Annotated in this window: 15 protein-coding genes and 1 tRNA gene; 6 read left to right on the top strand and 10 right to left on the bottom strand. The window is 65.8% G+C overall.

The features are described 5' to 3' along the window. The first annotated feature begins 133 nt into the window (after window positions 1–133). From infA to IP65_RS22185, 6 genes are all read left to right on the top strand, one after another. Window positions 134–379 (top strand): translation initiation factor IF-1, encoded by a 246-nt coding sequence (gene infA / locus IP65_RS03270; RefSeq protein ID WP_022675624.1) that lies wholly within the window; start codon window positions 134–136, stop codon window positions 377–379. A gap of 34 nt (window positions 380–413) precedes the next feature. Then, entirely contained in the window at window positions 414–998 is a 585-nt protein-coding gene (locus tag IP65_RS03275; RefSeq protein WP_054130726.1) for a nucleoside triphosphate pyrophosphatase, read from the top strand. Window positions 999–1,005: 7 nt separating this feature from the next. Next, complete coding sequence (locus IP65_RS03280; protein ID WP_054130727.1) at window positions 1,006–2,019, top strand: ribonuclease E/G; 1,014 nt, start codon at window positions 1,006–1,008, stop codon at window positions 2,017–2,019. Then, window positions 2,016–2,183 (top strand): DNA gyrase inhibitor YacG, encoded by a 168-nt coding sequence (yacG, locus tag IP65_RS20750; RefSeq protein ID WP_062786044.1) that lies wholly within the window; start codon window positions 2,016–2,018, stop codon window positions 2,181–2,183. The genes IP65_RS03280 and yacG overlap by 4 nt, the downstream gene beginning before the upstream one ends. 136 nt (window positions 2,184–2,319) lie before the next feature. After that, a tRNA-Phe gene (locus IP65_RS03285) sits at window positions 2,320–2,395 on the top strand. A gap of 151 nt (window positions 2,396–2,546) precedes the next feature. Then, a complete protein-coding gene (locus IP65_RS22185) occupies window positions 2,547–2,816 on the top strand; it encodes an Arm DNA-binding domain-containing protein (protein WP_369801217.1) in 270 nt (89 codons plus the stop codon). A gap of 37 nt (window positions 2,817–2,853) precedes the next feature. Here IP65_RS22185 and IP65_RS03290 read toward each other — a convergent pair whose 3' ends face one another. The 10 genes from IP65_RS03290 to IP65_RS03335 all read right to left on the bottom strand — a co-directional run bounded on the left by IP65_RS03290 (window position 2,854) and on the right by IP65_RS03335 (window position 17,457). Then, complete coding sequence (locus IP65_RS03290; RefSeq protein WP_054130728.1) at window positions 2,854–3,108, bottom strand: hypothetical protein; 255 nt, start codon at window positions 3,106–3,108, stop codon at window positions 2,854–2,856. Between the two features lie 244 nt (window positions 3,109–3,352). Then, window positions 3,353–5,365 carry a glycoside hydrolase family 97 protein gene (locus tag IP65_RS03295; protein ID WP_054130729.1) on the bottom strand — a complete coding sequence of 671 codons (2,013 nt, stop codon included), beginning with the start codon at window positions 5,363–5,365 and terminating at the stop codon, window positions 3,353–3,355. After that, on the bottom strand, window positions 5,365–7,824 hold the full coding sequence (locus IP65_RS03300; RefSeq protein ID WP_197279200.1) for a TonB-dependent siderophore receptor: 2,460 nt from the start codon (window positions 7,822–7,824) through the stop codon (window positions 5,365–5,367). The genes IP65_RS03295 and IP65_RS03300 overlap by 1 nt, the downstream gene beginning before the upstream one ends. Window positions 7,825–8,072: 248 nt before the next feature. Further along, entirely contained in the window at window positions 8,073–9,122 is a 1,050-nt protein-coding gene (locus IP65_RS03305) for a LacI family DNA-binding transcriptional regulator (protein ID WP_054130731.1), read from the bottom strand. 29 nt (window positions 9,123–9,151) lie between these two features. Next, window positions 9,152–10,432, bottom strand: a complete 1,281-nt coding sequence (locus IP65_RS03310) for an MFS transporter (protein WP_054130732.1) — start codon at window positions 10,430–10,432, stop codon at window positions 9,152–9,154. A 104-nt stretch (window positions 10,433–10,536) separates the two neighbouring features. Beyond that, window positions 10,537–11,922, bottom strand: coding sequence for a TolC family protein (locus IP65_RS03315; RefSeq protein ID WP_054130733.1), 1,386 nt, complete (start codon window positions 11,920–11,922; stop codon window positions 10,537–10,539). After that, entirely contained in the window at window positions 11,919–13,037 is a 1,119-nt protein-coding gene (locus IP65_RS03320) for an efflux RND transporter periplasmic adaptor subunit (protein WP_054130734.1), read from the bottom strand. Before IP65_RS03320 ends, IP65_RS03315 begins: the two co-directional genes overlap by 4 nt. A gap of 3 nt (window positions 13,038–13,040) precedes the next feature. Continuing rightward, window positions 13,041–14,720, bottom strand: a complete 1,680-nt coding sequence (locus tag IP65_RS03325) for an ABC transporter ATP-binding protein (protein WP_054130915.1) — start codon at window positions 14,718–14,720, stop codon at window positions 13,041–13,043. Between the two features lie 176 nt (window positions 14,721–14,896). Further along, the gene (locus IP65_RS03330) at window positions 14,897–15,808 is read right to left on the bottom strand and encodes a hydrogen peroxide-inducible genes activator (RefSeq protein WP_054130735.1); all 912 of its coding nucleotides are present in this window, start codon (window positions 15,806–15,808) and stop codon (window positions 14,897–14,899) included. Between the two features lie 368 nt (window positions 15,809–16,176). Then, entirely contained in the window at window positions 16,177–17,457 is a 1,281-nt protein-coding gene (locus tag IP65_RS03335) for a capsular biosynthesis protein (RefSeq protein ID WP_197279201.1), read from the bottom strand. Window positions 17,458–17,625: the final 168 nt, after the last annotated feature.

Below are 17,625 nucleotides of genomic sequence, written 5' to 3' on the forward strand. Positions count from 1 at the left end.
TGCCGGCCGGAACGCTATGGGCGCCACGCGCGTCGTTTTATCGCGACCCCTCGATCATGGCTATGCAGCTTGCGCCACGTCGGTGCCGGTTGTCGTTCCGGCCATTCAAGACAAAAGGCTACTGACCCCGCCGATGGCGAAAGAAGAACTCCTCGAGATGCGCGGCACGGTGGTGGAACTGCTGCCCAATGCCATGTTCCGCGTGCGTCTGGAAAACGATCACGAGATCCTGGGCCACACCGCCGGCAAGATGCGCAAGAACCGCATCCGCGTTCTGGTGGGCGACGAAGTGCTGGTGGAACTCACCCCTTACGATCTGACCAAGGGGCGCATCACCTACCGCTTCATGCCTGGCCGAGGCGGCCCCGGCCAGTACTGATGCCCGGGCCTGTACCGTTGCCGGGCTCGTTCTGATGACTGCGACTGTGCCGCCGCTGGTGCTGGCCTCGGCCAGCCCGCGCCGGCGTGACCTGATCGCGCGCCTGGGGCTGGTGCCCGATCGCATTATCGCCACCGACATCGATGAAAGCCCGCTGCCGGGTGAGACGCCGCGTGTCCACGCCGTGCGCCTGGCTGCGGAAAAGGCCCGCGCGGCGGCGGCACTCGCGCCCGATGGCGCCATCCTTTCAGGCGATACCGTGGTCGGCGCCGGGCGTCGCATCCTGCCCAAGGCCGAGGACGAGGCCACCGCGCGCCAGTGCCTGGCGCTGCTGTCTGGCCGCCGCCACCGCGTTTTCTCCGCCGTTGCCCTGCTGATGCCCGATGGCACGCTGCGCGAGGCGTTGAGCGAAACCATCGTACGCTTCAAGCGCCTCTCCGAAGCTGAGATAGACGCCTATATCGCCGGCGGCGAATGGCACGGCAAGGCCGGCGGCTATGCCATCCAGGGCAGCGCCGAAGGCTTCTGCGCCTGGCTGGCCGGCAGCCATTCGGGCGTGATCGGCCTGCCCCTGTTCGAAACCCGGCGCCTGCTGGTGGCCGCCGGCCTGCTGGCCTGAGCACGCCATGACCGCCACCTGGCTGGTGGAAGAAGGCATTGGCGAAACCCGCGCCGCCCTGGTCGATGGTGCGCAGATCCTGGCTGCGCGCCTTGCATGGCCGGGCGGGCTTGCCGTGGGCCTGGTAGCGCCCGCGCGCGTCGCCAGCCGCCTTGCCGGCACGCGGCGCGGCACGGTCCAGTTTGCCGACGGCGCCGTTGCCCTGGTCGATGGCCTGACGCCCGACCTGCCCGAGGGCGCCAGCGGCCTGTTCCGCGTCACGCGCGCCGCCATTGCCGAAAAGGGCCGCACCAAGCTGCCGATGGCGCGCCCTGCTGCCCCTGGTGAAGAGGCCTGCCCTGCCCCCACCCTGGCGCAGCAACTGGCCGCCACCGGCCAGCCCGTGCGCCTGGTCCATGCCACCGATCCCGCGCTCGACCACGCGGGATGGGATGACCTGATGGACGAGGCGATGAGCGGCGAGATCGCCTTCCCGCGCGGCGCCCTGTGCATCAGCCCGACCCCGGCGATGACCCTGATCGATGTCGATGGCAGCCCGCCCCTGCCGGCGCTGGCGCTGGCCTCCGTGCCGGCCATTGCCGCCGCGATCATGCGCATGGATATCGGCGGCTCGATCGGCATCGATTTCCCCACGCTGGGTGAAAAGCGCGATCGCCAGGCGGTAGATGCGGCACTGGCGCAAGAACTGACGGACCGCGGCGCACAGACCGGCTGGCGTGGTGAGCGCACGGCCATGAACGGCTATGGCTTCGTCCAGCTGGTCAGCCGGCTGGAGCGCCCGTCGCTGCCCGCGCTGTTTGCCCGCCACCCCTTGGGCGCGGCGGCACGGCAATTGCTGCGCCGCGCGGAAAAGGTGCGCGATCCCGGCGCCTTGCTGCTGACCTGCCACCCCGCCCTGGCGCGTGCCGTGCTGCCCGGCTGGCAGGATGAACTGGCCCGCCGCACAGGCCGCATGCTGCACTGGTCGCTCGACGAAACCCTTGCGCCCACCGCCGGATTTTCCCAGGCCATCACCTCATGACCACCACCCCCAAGCGCTGCCCCATCTGCGGCAAACCGCGCAGCGATGCGCACAAGCCATTCTGCTCTGCCCGCTGCCGCGACCGCGACCTGATGCGCTGGCTGGAAGACGGCTATGCCCTGCCCGGCCCGCCCGCCGACGCCGAAGAGGAAGGCCCGGATTGAAGCGCCCGCGGCCAAAGCCAAAAAGCCCATTGTGGAAAAATAGATGCAATTGAGGGCTGGACAACCTTCGGCCACCTCGTCATAGGGCGCTTCACCAAACGCAAGGCGCCGGCCAAACGGCCCGCCAGCGCGGCAAGCCCGGGTAGCTCAGTTGGTAGAGCACGTGACTGAAAATCACGGTGTCGGCGGTTCGATTCCGTCCCCGGGCACCATTGCCCCTTCCAGACCTATTCGCTGATATCCATAAGTGTCCGAAAAACCCTAGCGTTTTCGACGTTCAGGGCACTTTGCGCGTCCTGCATCGTCCATTGACGTTCCCCCAAAGCCGGATTTTTGTGTGGTAAGATTGTGGGACGAGCCCATATGTCGAACTCACATCGACTTACGGCGTTAAAAATCAGCAACTTGACCCAGCCCGGCCGCTACGGCGACGGCAAAAGCCTGATGTTGCTGGTTCAGGCCTCGGGCCACAAATCCTGGGTGCTTCGCCTCACCTCCAACGGCAAGCGTCGCGATTTCGGGCTAGGCGGTTATCCCGGCACCAGGGCTCCAGCCACGTTGACCTCGGGGAGGTGCGCCAGAATGGCATCGAATTCGGGACGGTCCAGCCAGTCCGGGCTGACGGCCAGATGACGCAGGGTGTGATCGGGATCGATGCGGCTGGGTCATTTCATAGCTTTGGGTACCCAGCGTGGCGCCAATCCAAGGGGTGCCAGGCGCGACCGAGGGCTGGGTCTTCGGGAAAGAACGTGATGCCCAGTTGCCGCGCCAGGGCATAGTCTGGGTCGGCCAACGTGGCATAGCGCAAGCCATGCCGCTCGGTCGGACCAAGGTCGACCGGGTTCTGTGCACTGACGGCATAGAGCGTAATGCCAGTCGCCTGTAATGCCGGCCACAGCGTGGCATCGTAATAGGGCAGCGCCAAAAACTAGGGGCTACTCATTTCTCACCTTGGGAATCCCAAAAATTTATTTTTCTGCCAAAGTAGCGATAGGTGGCGTGGACAAATTCCACAACGCCACGGCTGGAGGCAAAAACCGCCAGTTTAAGGAGGCGAGGAAGCGGAATGTCGGGAATATTGCGCGACGAGCCGACGCGGAAATGGCGGTTTTTGGTCCAGCCCGGCAGGGGTTGCGTAATTTGTCCAAGCCGCCCAGGCTGATCGACTATCAGCGCAGCATGCGAAACCGGATCGCCTGCCCCCCGCCCCCCGCCAGATCAAGCGCAAGGGTGTCTCGCGCCGTAACCGTTTGCCGGCGGATAGCAATCTTTTCGGGCGCCGTGCGCCAGTCCGCGCCGGGCCCATCAGCATAGATCGTCGCTTCATACCGCGCGCCAGCGTCGAGGAAATCGAGCGGGACGGTCAGCCTGCGGGCGGTATCACTGGTGATCGCGCCCAGATACCAATCCGGGCTGTGCCGATCGCGCCGGGCAATAACCGCGTATTCGCCAATCGCGCCCTGCAGCGTGCGGCTTTCCTCCCAATCGGTCGGCACATCGTGGATGAAGCGAAAGGCATCGGCGTGCTCGTCATAATGCTCGGGCAGGTCAACCGCCATCTGCACCGGGCTATACAACACGACATAGAGCGCCAGCTGGTTGGCCAGTGTGGACGGCACGCGGTTGTCAGGCCGGTTGGCGCGATAATCGAAATGGACCACGCCGGGCGTGTAATCGAACGGGCCAGACAGCAGCCGCGTGAACGGCAGGATGGTGGTATGGTCGGGTGCATTGCCGCCATCGGGGCTGCCGCCGTTATACTCCTGCCCCCGCGCGCCTTCGCGGCTCATCAGATTGGGCCAGGTGCGGCGCAGACCGGTATCCTTGACCGGTTCATGCGGGAAGATGGCGATATGATGCCGTGCCGCCGCGACGACGACCGTTTGCAGGCTCTGCACAGCGTATTGGCTGTCGGGCCATTCGGTCTGGTCGAGCCGCGTGCCGACATAGCCCAGCTTGATCGCCCGCACGCCATAGCGATCGTAGTAATCGAGCGCGGGCTCAAGCTGGCTGAGATAGTCCTTCACCTGCGCGCCGGTTTCGTGATGGCCGATCAGGTCCACCCCCTTGGCGCGGGCATAGGCGGATACTTCGGCCATATCGAAGGCCGGTTGGGCGCGGTCGAACACGAAACGGGAATGGCCGTTCTTCCACCATTCCGGCACGTCCCAGCCCACGTTCCAGCCTTCGACCAGCACGCCGGCAATGCCATGCTGCGCCGCCCAATCGATATAGGATTTGGCCCGCGCGGTGGTGGCCCCCAGCTTTGGCCCCGGCTCCCAGGTCAGCAGCCCGGTGTGCATGGCCCAGAAGATGCCGATGTATTTTTCAGGCTTCACCCAGGATACGTCACCCAAGCGGTTGGGCTCGTTGAGATTGAGGACAATCGTCGAATCCGCCAGATGGGCCGCGTCGGGCGCCACCATCACCACCCGCCACGGGGTTACCGCTCCACCATGCGTCCGCGCCCGATCGCCATTGGACCAGGGCGAGAGATCGGCTTTGAGGGTACGGCTGTTTTCATCGGGCATCCGCAGGTTCATCGACGGGAAATCGACCAACGCCGCCTCGTGCACCGCCAGGGCAACGCCATCGCCTTCCAGGGTCAGCGGCGTCTGCGCGGTCTGGATCGCGGACAGCGCCGAGCGGCTGTATTCGTACTCGCTGTATTTCTCGCGATAGGCCGGGATCGACCAGGCGCGGTAATTCTGCGCGAAGTGGAACTCGGTCTCCTCGTCGCTGATCACCAGCGGCTGCTGTGCCGAGCCGGGCAGGGTATAGCGGAAACCGAAGCCATCGTCGAACACGCGGATCTCGACGCCCAGCTTGCGGCCGTCTGGCGCGGCAAGCGTGGCAACCAGGCCGCGATAGTGCTCACGCATCTGCCGGCGTTCGCCCCATGGCTGGGTCCAGGGCCGGTCGAGTTCGGTCGCCCGGCTCGCCACCAGCGCGAGGTCATGATCGATCGGCGCGGCATCCTTGAACCGGAAGCCGAGCCGCGAGCGATCGAGGATCGGCTTGCCGTTGTACCGCGCACGGTACACCGCCTCGCCCTGGTCGACCGCCAGATCAACCACAATCCGGCCATCGGGCGAGGTGACCGTCTGCCACTCCTGCCCCAGGGCAGGAGTGGCCACGACCAGCGCCGCGATCCCGGCGATCATGCCAAGCCGCTGTTCCATCAGAAGTTATACGTCAGGCTGGCGCGAACGCGGCGGCCAAAGATCGGGCGACCTTGGAACGCGGTTTCCTGTACCCCGACGATCGAGCCGGCGCGCGGATTGCCCTCGGTCAAGCCAACCGTGTTGAACAGGTTGGTCGCCACCACCTGGGCCTGAAGCGCATCCGTAATCTTCCAGTTCGCACCCAGCCGCACCTCGGTATAATGCGGCAGGACGATGGTGTTGGCCACGTCGACATAACGCTTGCCGGTATAGGCCGCCTCACCAAAGATGTTCACCCGGTCGCGCAACAGATGCAGCGTCGGCCGGATCGAGAACTGCACCTCTGGCTGGCGCACGATCTGGTTGCCGCTAAAATCGAACGGGCCGTTCGCGTCCTGTCCGGCAAAGCTGGTATAGGTGATCTTCTGGTAATTGCCGCTGGCTGCCAGTTCGAAGAAATCGGCCGGACGAAGCGAGAGTTCAACTTCGATACCGCGCGATTCCGCCGCTGCCTTCTGGTTGATGGTCTGCGCCTGCCCGTTCGGCCCGGCAACGGTCGTCTGGAAGGCGACGTTGGGAAACCGGTTGTAGAACAGGGTGACAAAGGCAGAGAACGGCCGCGTCGCGTATTTCACGCCGCCTTCGACCAGGTCGATGCGGTTTTCCACCGGCACGCCGCCAAACCACTGGACGAACTCCGGCGTCACGCGGAAGCTGCGGCTATAGCGGGCAAAGGCCGCAACACGCTTGCTGAACTCATAATTGGCGCCGGCAGAAAAGGCCCATTGCCCGGTCTTGAACCGATATTGCGTGTTGGCGCCGGTGAAGACCAGCACGTTGTCATCGGCAATGGTCGAGGGATCACCCAGGTTGGCGCTGGTGGTCTGCGCGATCGTGCCTTCCTTGGCGACATGGTGATACCGCGCGCCCAGATCGATGCGCAGCTTATCGGTTACCTGCCAGGCATCGGTCAGGTACAGCGCATTGACCGTCACATCATCATGGAAGCGCTGCAAATTGCTGTGCAGATTGAGCAGCCCGTCCTTGGTCAGCGCCACGGTTTGCTGCCCCGCGGCGTTCAGCCCGACCACATCGAAATAGCGCGGACGGTTGACGCCTTCGACCAGGATATCATTCCAGTTCCAGTTTTGCGTCTGGTTGAAATGGCTGAAGTAATATCCCGCAGTCAGGGTATGCTGGCCCATGCCGGTGTCGAGCTTTTTGGTGATAGTCAGATCGTTGATCACGTTCTTGACGTTCACCACGGTGTTGAAAATGCTCTCGGTCAGGGCAAGCTGATTGCCCAGTGCCGATGCCGCCACCGTCTGGCCATTGCTGGCATCGCGATAGACGGCCGATACCGTATCCGGCCGCGCGGCCTGCAAGCGGGTCAGCGCGTTCGCCAGAAAGCCCTGGCTGGTGGCGACGCCGGAACTGAACAGTCCGTTGAAATCAACCGTGCCGGATGTGTAGCGCGCGCGGTCGTTGATCTCCCAGCCATCGCCCAGCGGCTTGTTGAAGATGGCGGTAAAGGTGTCGGTATTGGTGTGGATGCCTTGGGTGAGATCGACATTCTTGTCGAACACGCCGTTGCCATCGGGCACGGTCAGCCGGCCAAAGGCATTGTTGACCAGCGTTCCCGTGCCGGCATCAAGGCCCGGCAGGCCCTGGCTGGGGCTGGCCAGCGGAATGGCGGTATAGAAGATGTTCTTGTCGTTGAGCTTGCGATAGCTGACGAACAGCGAGCCGCTATCGACAAAGTCATACTGCAGGCCAACGCGGAACTGGCCACCCTTGTTGCCGGTAAAGCCGGGGTCCCTGAGGCCATTGTCCTCGCGATAGAAACCGCCGATCGCAAACGACAGGCGATCGGTCAGCGGGCCCGAGACATTGGCATCGAGACGATAATGATCCCAATCGCCGATCTCGCTCTTGACCATGCCCTGGAATGTTCGGGTCGGGCGCTTGGTCAATACGTTGACCACGCCGCCCGGGGCATTCGACGCGGTGATCGAGGCCGAGCCGCCGCGCACGATCTGGAGCGAGTCGATCGTGGCATCGACGCGGAAGAACTCGTCGGCATTGGTGAAGGCCCCTGCCCCTTCCTCCCACACCGGCAGGCCATCTTCGAGCAGCGGCAGATAGCGATAGTTGTCGGCCGGCAGACCGCGCGAATAGACGTTGTTGCCAACTTCCCCGCCCGAGCTTTCGACATAGATACCCGGCGTCGAGGCGATAAGATCGGCAATCCCGAGCGGCGCCTTCTGCGCGATCGCCTGCGGATCGATGGTGGTGATGGCGTACGATGTTTCGAACTTGCGGGTGCCCGTGCGCGTACCGGTCACGATGATCTCGTTGAGACCAAGGTCGCTGCCCTGTGCCGCGCCGGCGGCGGGCGCGTCGGCGGCAGCGGCAGACTGGGTAGCCGAAGACTGAGTTGCTGAAGACGGGGCGGATTGCGCCAGCGCGGGGGTCATCGGCCCCATCCACGCAACCGAAGCCATCAATGCCAAACGACATGCACGCATGATAATCCCCTCCTAGACGCCTCTGCTGGGCGGCACACCTGATGCGAGGGAAAGTGACCCGACTTGCAAACTTATGCAAATATTTTCTGCAAACGATTGCAATTTACATGACGAGACACATACTATCCGATTTTATGATAATTTTTCCAGCGTCTTATGCATGAACATCATCATTATTTTGCACAAACGATAGACGCTCAGCGCCCGCAGGATTCCCGAATCATCAAGTTCGTCGGCAACCGCTCCGACTTGGCGCGATGGCCGTCGACAATGCGCAGCAGTTTGGCCACCAGCAGATTGCCCGCCTTGATCACATCCTGCCGGATGGTGGTGAGCCCCGGCGTCGACAGCGCGGCTGCGTCGATATCGTCATAGCCAATTACCGCCACATCATCGGGCACGCGGATGCCCCGCTGCCGCAGCGTCTGGATCGCGCCAAGCGCCACCAGGTCAGATGCGGCAACGATCGCATCGAATGCGATGCCCCGCTCGAGCAGATTGTCGACCGCTTCTGCGCCCTCAAACTGCCCGGCCGTCGGCGTCTGCACCATGTCGGGATCAAACGGCACATCGTGCGCAGCCAGTGCCGCGCGATAGCCGTCGAGCCGGATCGCGATCTGCGAAAACGGCGTGCGGGCGGCGGGAATGGGGGGCATCGCACCGATAAAGGCGATGCGCCGCCGCCCTTTGCGCAACAGATGCGCCGTGGCCTGGAAACCGCCTTCGTGATTGTCGCTGCCGATCGAGCAATAGCTTTGCCCTGCCACTTCCACGCCCCAGGCCACCAGCGGCTTGCCCATGGCGGCATAGCGGTTGAGCGTATCGTGAAACTGCGACTGGCCCAGGAAGATCGTCCCGGCATAGGCGCTCTGGTCCAAAAACTGCGCCAGCGTGGCATCGTCATAGGGTGTTTGCCACACGATCGAGACATCGCGCCGCCGCTCGCGCAGCGCAGTGCCAACCCCGCCGATCAGCGCCAGTTCGAACGGGTTGGCCAACTGGCTGCCGTGCGCGGTTGCCACCGGCACGACCAGGCAGATCTGCTCCGACAGCGATGTTTGATGCCGGCGCACCCGCTGCGGCACGTGAACATAGCCCAGCCGGTCAGCGGTGCTCAGCACACGCTCGCGCGTCTCTTCGCTGATCGCGCTGTGCCCGGTCAGCACGCGGGATACGGTCGCCACCGATACACCTGCTTCTGCGGCAACACCGCCCAGCGTTGGCCCGCCGCGCTTTACCCGCGCCATGATCTGCTCTGCTTTTGCATTAGCTTGCACTACGCTGTGGCATCGCGCTCGTCCATGCCTGACAGACACAGGCTCAGCAGCGCACCAGCGGCCATCAGCCCTCCGGCCAGGGGCAGCACCGGCCAGGCCATTCCGCCGAGCAGATGCGCGATGACCCAGCCCATGCTCACCCCGGCAAACAGCTGCGGCACCACGATGAAGATGTTCATCACCCCGATGAACATGCCCGCCGTCGCACTTGATACCGCCCGCCCAGCCAGCACGAACGGCGCGCTGAGGATCGAGGCATAGGCGATGCCGATCAGGACCGCGCAACCGATCAGCCCGGCAGGATGGGTGAGCAACGCCAAACCACTCAGCCCCGCTGCCCCCAGCGCCAGCGCCGCGGCATGCACACGGGTGACGCCAAAGCGGCGGAACAGCCTGGGCAGCAGGAAGGCAAACACCCCGGCAACGCCGTTGTAGGTGCCGAACAGCACGCCCACGAAGTCTGCCCCTTTGCCATAGGCCGCGTCGAATGGCGACGTGGCACCATAAAGCTGCGCGGCGACCACCGGCGTGGCATAGACCCACAGCAGATAGAGCCCGAACCAGCTGAAAAACTGGATCACCGCCACGGGCCGCAGCGCATGCCACAGCGCGGCGACTTCCGCTTTGCGGCCCATCGTGGCCGCCGCTTTGTCATCCCCCGCGCCACTGCCCGGGGGTTCCTGCACCCGCGCCACAGTCCAGCCCACCGACAGCGCCACGGCGATTGCAGCGGCAACGAACGCCACCCGGATCGAGGGTGCGGTCTGGCCCGGCAGCGCAACATTGGACCAGCCGCCCCAGGCCAGCAGGATCGGTGCGCAGGCGCCCGCCAGCGCGCCCAGCCCGATGAAAACGGTCTGCATCGCATAGCCGCGTGCGTGTTCGTCGGGCGGCAATGTGTCGGCCACCAGCGCGCGATAGGGCGCATGCAGCGCGTTCATCGCCGCTTCGAGCATCCACACCGCCGCCACCGCCACCACCAGCGATGCCGCCAGCGGCAAGGCGGCCAGTGCCGCGATCACCACCAGCGCCGACAGCAGGATATAGGGCCGCCGCCGCCCGAACCGCGTGGGCGCCCGATCGCTCAGCGCGCCAACCACCGGCTGCACCAGCAACCCGGTCACTGGCCCGGCCAACCACAGGATGGCCAGTTGATCGACCGACGCGCCCAGACCCTGGAAAACCCGGCTCAGGCTGGCGCTCTGGATACCGAACGCGATCTGCAGCCCGAAATACCCGACGCTGAGATCGATTGCCCGCACCCGCACGATCGGCCCCACACTCTGCGATCCGTGACACGATCGCCATCGATATGCCATTGGGCCGATCATAGTGGACCCAGGCCTTGAAGCTACCGCTATTCGGTGGAAAGCCGAGCAACCGTTCAATCCAAGCCCAGGCTGGCGCTGTCCATCAGGCTGGCGGCGAGTTCGGCACGGGCAGCGGCGTGGCGGTATTGGGCGTCGATCTGGCGCAGTTGTGCGTCGGCGGCGGCTTCCTCGCGCAGGTTCACCGGCAGGAAATCGCTCGCGCCCAGGGCAAAGCGGCGGCGTTCGGCTTCGGCCATGCGGCGGGCCAGGCCTGCCTCGTCGCCGGCCAGCGTGGCCAGGCGCTCCGCCCCGCTGACCTGCACACGCAGGCTGGCAAGATCGGCGGTGATCTGCTGCTCGGCCAGGCGCAGGCGGTGCGTGAGGGCATCCGCATCGGCCTGTGCCTCGGCCAGGCGGCCGCGCGCGGCGCGCTGTTCCAGCGGCATCGACAGGCGCACCCCGAACATCACCTCGCCCGGCACGCGCGTGGGGCTGCCGCTGCCGAAATCCTTGGCCGCCTCGACCCGCAGATCGAGCCGGGGGAGCAGATCGTTGCCGGCCAGGTCACCGCGCAACCGCGCCTGCTCCGCCCGGTTCAGCAGGATCTGCAGATCGGGCCGCCCAGCCAGGACCGTGGCGGTATCCGCCAGGCGCGGCGCGACGCCTTCGGGAAAGGCCGCGGGTAGGTCTTCCGGCTGCGCCACCACCGGCTGGCCCAGATCATCGCGCCAGAACAGCGACAGCGCCTGTGCCGCTACGGCCAGATCCTGTTCCGCGCGCACCAGCAGCGCTTCGCGGCGCACGATGTTCTGGCGGTTTTCCACTGCCAGCACTGCCGGGCGCGCGCCCAGCGTCACCTGCCGCTCGATCGAGGCCTGGCGTTCGCGCGCCAGGGCCAGCAGATCGCGATATGTGCGCATGCGCAGACCGGCCGCCACCCACTGCTGATAGGCATCGGCCGCGCGGCGCTGCACGCCGATCATCACCATCGCCTGGTCCAGCCCGGCGATCTCAGCATCGGCCTGCGCCTGCGCCAGCTTGGTGCGGCGTTCATCCACCAGCCGATCGCGCAGCAGGGAAAACACGGCGCCGGCGCGCGCTTCGCCTAGAGCATTGGTCACGTTCTTGCCGTCATAGACGGCAAAGCGCCCGCTCGACACGCGATAGCCGCCATAGACCTGGCCACCATTGGTAGCGAACGGCCGGGTCAGCTTCGCCTCGGCCAGGGCATTGTCGTAATAGCCCAGCGGGCGCGCCTGCACTTCGGCATCGAAGACCATGTCGAACAGGCCTTGCGCAGCCAGCGTGCGCGCATCGGCCGCGCGCTGGCGGGCCATGGCTTCCAGCACCAGCGGCTGATGCCGGGCCGAGGCGCGCAGCACGGTATCGAGGGTGAGTTCGCCGGCCCAGGCCGCCTGGCTGCACAGCAGAGCGGCAACAGCGAGCAGTGTGCGGATCACTTTTCTTCCTCCCCGCCGTCCTTGGTGCTATCTTTGGCGGGCTTGGCCTTCTTGGCCGCGTCCTTGTCGGCCAGGCCTTTGCCGGCGCCCTTGCGCGGGCCGGTTTCCACCGGGCGCTGGAATTCCAGCGGGAAATCGTTGAGCTGGCGCCACAGTTCATAACCGACCGAGACGGTTTCCATCTGGATCCAGCCGCGCACGCGCGAACCCAGGCGGGTGAACTGGTTGCCGGGCCAGGCCGGCTTGCCCGGCATCGGTTCCACCAGCACGCGGAACAGGCCGCTGGCCTGGGCCGAAGGATCGATGCTGCGCACGCGCCCATCGAACATGCCCTGCGCCACCGAGGGCCAGCCGCTGAACTGGATCGCCGGCCAGCCTTCGAAATGCAGCCGCACCGGCTGGCCGCGCCGCACCAGCGCCACGTCGCGGCCATCGACCATCAGTTCCACCACGCGCACTGCGCTTTCCGGCGCCACCGTGGCCAGCCAATCACCCGCGCTTACCAGCGTGGCACCGGCCGCCGTATTGAGCGACTGGATGCGCCCATCGCGCGGCGCGCGCACCAGTTGGGCCGACTGGCGCGTGCGGGCAATGTCGACGCGGCTGAGCTTGGCGCGCGCCTCGGCCAGCTTGGCGCCATGTTCGGCCACCTTGATCTGCGCGTTTTCAAAATCGCGCCGCGCGGCCAGGCCATCGGCCAGCAACTGGGCAGAGCGGCCAACGTCGATGCGCGCCACGGCCATGGCCTGTTCGCTGGCGGTGATCTGCGCCAGCACCTGCGCGCGCTCGGCTGCCAGGCGTTCGAGCAGGCCGGGATCGTTGTCCACCACCCGCGCGATCGGGTCGCCGGCTTTCACGCTTTGCCCATCGGTCACATACCAGCGCTCGACCCGGCCGGGCACCAGCGCAGTCACCTGCTGCACCCGGTCTGCCGGATCGAGCGCGACGATCTGCCCGGTGCCGGGCGCAGTCTGCACCCAGGGCACGAACAGCAGGCCCAGCACCACCAGCGGAATGGCAATGCCGATCATCCAGGCCACCGCCACCGCCGTGCGCGGGGCGCGCAGGCTGGCCAGCGTGGAAAAGCGCGTCATGTCTTGGGCATGGCTCGCCATGGCTCAATCCTCCTTGCCGGCAGTGGGCGGGACAACGGGTTCAAAAGCGGGGCGTTCGGCGCTGCGCTGTTGCGCGGTTTCGCCCAGGCGCAGCCAGGCATCGTGGGCTGGCCCGCCCGGCCGGTCGGTAAAGTGCAGCACAGTGGTGCCTTGCGGTCGCAACGCGTTCAGCACACGCGACAGGCGCGCCGGGTCGAGCATGTCGTAGAGCGGAGAGAGCATCAGCACGCGCGGGCTGGCGAGGATTGCGCCAGCCAGCTTGAGCAGCATGGTTTCCCCTACCGCCAGCGGCCAGCCCGAACTCGACAGCATGGTATCGAGGCCCTGGGGCAAAGCGCTGACACGCTCTTCCAGCCCGACCAGCGCTAGGGCATCGAGCATCGCCCCGCCCTGCCACTGCGTATCGGCACGCCCTGATCCTGATAAACGCAGATAATCGCGCACGGTCATTTCCACGATCGTCGGCCGATCGAGCACGATCACATCGGCCCGCAGGCGCACCATGTCGAAACTGCCCAGGTCTGCCCCGCCCACGCGCACCAGCCCGCGCTCGGGCGTGGCCAGCCGCTTGAGCAGGGTGGCGACACTGCGCTCCACCCCAGGCGCGGCCAGCACGCCGACGTGCTCGCCGCTGTCGATGGCAAAGTCGAGGCGATGATTGCCCAGGACCACGCCCTGGAAGCGAATCGCGCCGTGGGCGGGGCCGATGGCATCGGCCGCCGGCGGCGCTTCCTGCGGCACGTCCCAGAACAGAGCGAGTTCTTCCAGCCCCGCAGCCAAGTCGTAGAACACCTCGAGATAGCCGCCGAGCTGGGCAATGCCATAGAACACGCCCGACAGGATCAGCTCGGCGGCAACCAGCTGCCCCACCGACAGTTCGCCCTGCAGGATCAGCCAGCCACCCATCGCGAGCAGACCCGCGCTGGCCAGGGCATAGAGCAGCAAGAGGCACAGCGTCTGGCTGAAGGTGTGGCGGAAATGGCGGCGGTGCGCGGCCACATAAGTGGCCGTCATCGCCTCGCTGCGGTCGATCGCAAAGCTGATGTGGCGGCCGGATTTGTAGAACCCGTTGGAGGCGCCCAGGCTTTCCAGCCAGTGCGCGGCGGCATGCTTGGCGTGGCTCTTGGCCACGGCGCTGTCGAGCGAAGGCAGCAACCACGCGCGCCAGATCACCAGCACGACCAGGACCAGCACCACGTTGAAAGCCAGGAAGAACGGGTGATAGAAACTCGTCACCACCAGCCCGACCAGGCTTTGCAGCACGATGGCAAACCCGCCGATGACCAGGCTGGTCAAGGCCTTTTGCACCGTGCCCATGTCGAAGAAGCGGTTGAACAGATCGCCGTGCCGGGCATCGACGAAGAACGGGTTCTGCGCGTGGATCGCGCGCGTGGTGATCTCCGCCATCAGCCGGGCAAAGAAGCGCTGCTCGAACCGCGCCATCACCGCCACGCGCAGCGCCATCAGCGCGCCTGCCAGCAGCAGCAGCGCAAAGAGCACCAGGGCCAGCGTGAACAGCGGCGCGGGCAGTGCGATGTTGGCCACCGCATTGATCAGCAGCTGCACCGAGATCGGCGTGGCCAGCGACAAGAGTGAGATCGCCGCGCCGAACACCAGCGCCAGGCGGATGAAAGCCTTGTCGGGCGCCATGACCAGGCTGGCCCAGCGGCGCAGATCGCGCATGGTGGGACGGTGGCTATGGTGGGCGCCGTGATGGTGTGGCGAATGGGCGGCGGTATGGTCGCGGGCGTCCATGAACGGGCGGCTTTCCTTGGCGGGCTAAAGGTGTGCCCATCAAGATGACGATCGCCGCGTGATCCGCCAATACGGTGGTCACCTATCGATCCGATAGGTTTTTCCTATCGCTGGGCAATGCTCCGCAATGTCTCGGCGAGGAGCATGAGGTCGCCCGACCGACCCGCGCCGATGCGCCAGATCAGCCCGATCTCGCGATAGGGACGCCCGCCGGCAAAGGGGCGCACCACCACGTCACCGCCCTCGGCGATTTCCTGGCGCACATAGAGTTCGGGCAAAAGGGCCAGCCCCATGCCCATTCCGGCCATCTGCCGCACCGCATCGAGGCTGGTTCCCTCGTAATCGCGCAAGACCTGCGCGCCGCAGCGTTCGGCCAGGGCTGCCACCTGTTGGCTCAGCCGGTATTCGGGTTGCATGGTCAAGAGACCGCGCCCGGCGAGATGCTCGGGCCGCACCACGCGCACCGCCGCCATGGGATCGTCGGCCGCCATCGCCAGAAACATCGGTTCACGAAACAGCCGCTCGATATGAAAGCGCGCGTCGGTGACGGGCAGTTGCACCAGCACGGTATCATGGCGCCCATCGCCCAGATGGTCGAGCAGGGCATCGGGCAATCCTTCGCGCACGTGCACCTTGAGATCGGGATGCGTGGCGTGCAGCCGCGCCACCAGTTGCGGCAGGATATAGGGCCCGAGCGTGGGCGATACGCCCAGGCGCAGCGTGCCGGCCAGTTCGCCCTGGCGATGGCGCCGGGCGAGATCGGCAAAGCCTTCGGCCTCGGTCAGCACGCGCCGCGCCGCCGCCACCGCCTCGCGGCCCAGCGGCGTCAGCACCATGCGCCCGCCCCGTTCGGCCACGGCGCCGCCCAGCAACCCTTCCAGCAAGTGGATCTGTTGCGAGAACGAGGGCTGCGATACACCCATCGCCGCCGCGCCCCGGGTGAAATTGCCGCAATCGGCCAAGGCAACCAGGCAGCGCAACTGCCGCAGGCTGGGCCAGGCCAGGCTTTCGGTCATGGCTCAAGCACTCCCTTCCATCGCCTTGCGCACTCTAGCGGAATTTGCTGCCAGAACCCAAGCCCCGCAAACATTGTCTATAAATATGATAATTGCGCGAAATGCAACTGCAACGCCGTTATTCGCATTTGTCAGCCCCGGCGATCTGGCCCATCTAGAGCGGGCCTTTCAGGCATCCTCTCCCAAACTTTCCAAGGCCGGTCGCAAGATCGGCCTTTTTTTTGCCCGCTTCACCGCCATGATGATCGTTAACAGCGGCGAAGCGATGGGCAGATCACCGCGTCGTGCAGCTTGGACAGGACAGCGGGCAGCCCGCCCTGCTTTCCCCATGCGTCACTTGCACGGAACGCATCGGCTTAATCCGGGGCTTATTCCGGCGCGATCGGTCGACGCTCCAACCGGGCTACGGCGTGGCGCACCACCTTTTGCAGCGCCGGCGCAGAAAAGAACCCGCCCGGAATCAGGCAGCGCTCGATCAGCACGCGGCGAAACGCGGCGAACGTGGTGGCGTCGGGCGGCACCGGGTTGGTCCAGAACGCGTCGAGGCCGTCCTGATAGGTGATATCGGGCATGTCATAGACCGCGTGGCCCAGCGCCACGACGGGGATGCCCTCGGCCAGGGCCAGGGTGCCGCTCGTGCTGTTGATGGTCACCACGCCCAGCGCCCTGCGGGTCACCGGCACGATATCGCCCATGCTCAGGTAATCGACCCGGTCAGCCACGCCGAACAGGCGCGCCAGATCGGCGGTTTCCTGCTGCCAATCGCGCACCCCATTGTCGAGCGGATGCTCCTTGACCACCAGCCGCACATCGGCCGGGGCGTTGGCGGCAAAGGATTCGAGGATCAACCGCAGCGCGTCGGCAATGCCGGCAAACGGGGAATGCAGGCGGATCTGCGCGTCGGAATCGAGTTGCAGCGGAAACAGGAAATAGCGCTCTCCCGCTGTTTCCAGGCGGTGCAACAGGGCATCGGCCTCGCGCTGGCGCAGCTTACGGCGCGACAGCTTGCGCCACCAGCCCATCGCCTCGACCAGCGGATGCCACGGGCGATGATTGGTCCAATGCGGATAGTGCCACCGCGTGAACACGTCGGCGCAGTTGTAGAGCAGCCCCTCGGCCGCACGGCGGCGGAACGAGGATGGCACCTGGGCATGGGGCGGCACCGGCGGCAGCGTGGCAGCAGTGGCGCGATACCACGCCGGGTCGCTCGGCAGCCGGGAATTGCCGTTCACCCCGCCCAGTTCCAGCGTGACCCAATCGGGCCGCACGTAGCCTTCCTCGAACACGTGGACCGGTACGCCGCGCTCCTTGCAGATGCCGGTGGCAGGGCGGTGATGATCGCGGCAATCGCCGAACAGCACCACGTCGGTAATGCCCTTCTCGGCCAGGAACTGCGCAAAGAACGCCGGCCAGCGCTCCAGCGAATCGCGATAGTCCACGCCGTTAGGCAGGCGCCAGAACAGCCGATCGCCGCCGTTGAAGTTGATCTTGTGCACGGTGTGCCCGGCGCGCAGCAGGGCCTTGCCCAGTTCGTGGAACAGCGGCCCCATCAGGCCTTGCAGCAGCAGGATCGTGCGCGGCGCCCCGTCGTGATCGGGCGTGGTATCGGCAGCCCGGACCGTGTCGGGCGCAATGGGCAACTCTTGCATTCGAAAGCGATACTCCGTCGAGAAGACCCGGCGCGCCGATGACCGCCGCGGCGGCACGGCCATCTTCGCCGCCCGCCCCGGTCTTCTGCCCGAAGCGTTACCCGCGCGAATGGCCAACCACAAGTTCCCGCCGCCACACCGGATCGATTCGTCCCGGCGTGGTGGATG

The sequence above is a fragment of the Novosphingobium sp. AAP1 genome, from assembly GCF_001295765.1.
Taxonomy (GTDB): domain Bacteria; phylum Pseudomonadota; class Alphaproteobacteria; order Sphingomonadales; family Sphingomonadaceae; genus Novosphingobium; species Novosphingobium capsulatum.

Bases quoted from the DNA above. Each gene is read 5' to 3' on its own strand.
- IP65_RS03325 (WP_054130915.1), bottom strand. From the start codon at position 14,720: ATGCGCGATCTGCGCCGCTGGGCCAGCCTGGTCATGGCGCCCGACAAG.
- IP65_RS03275 (WP_054130726.1), top strand. From the start codon at position 414: ATGACTGCGACTGTGCCGCCGCTGGTGCTGGCCTCGGCCAGCCCGCGC.
- infA (WP_022675624.1), top strand. From the start codon at position 134: ATGGCGAAAGAAGAACTCCTCGAGATGCGCGGCACGGTGGTGGAACTG.
- IP65_RS22185 (WP_369801217.1), top strand. From the start codon at position 2,547: ATGTCGAACTCACATCGACTTACGGCGTTAAAAATCAGCAACTTGACC.
- IP65_RS03335 (WP_197279201.1), bottom strand. From the start codon at position 17,457: ATGCAAGAGTTGCCCATTGCGCCCGACACGGTCCGGGCTGCCGATACC.
- IP65_RS03280 (WP_054130727.1), top strand. From the start codon at position 1,006: ATGACCGCCACCTGGCTGGTGGAAGAAGGCATTGGCGAAACCCGCGCC.
- yacG (WP_062786044.1), top strand. From the start codon at position 2,016: ATGACCACCACCCCCAAGCGCTGCCCCATCTGCGGCAAACCGCGCAGC.
- IP65_RS03295 (WP_054130729.1), bottom strand. From the start codon at position 5,365: ATGGAACAGCGGCTTGGCATGATCGCCGGGATCGCGGCGCTGGTCGTG.
- IP65_RS03330 (WP_054130735.1), bottom strand. From the start codon at position 15,808: ATGACCGAAAGCCTGGCCTGGCCCAGCCTGCGGCAGTTGCGCTGCCTG.
- IP65_RS03305 (WP_054130731.1), bottom strand. From the start codon at position 9,122: ATGGCGCGGGTAAAGCGCGGCGGGCCAACGCTGGGCGGTGTTGCCGCA.
- IP65_RS03320 (WP_054130734.1), bottom strand. From the start codon at position 13,037: ATGGCGAGCCATGCCCAAGACATGACGCGCTTTTCCACGCTGGCCAGC.
- IP65_RS03300 (WP_197279200.1), bottom strand. From the start codon at position 7,824: ATGACCCCCGCGCTGGCGCAATCCGCCCCGTCTTCAGCAACTCAGTCT.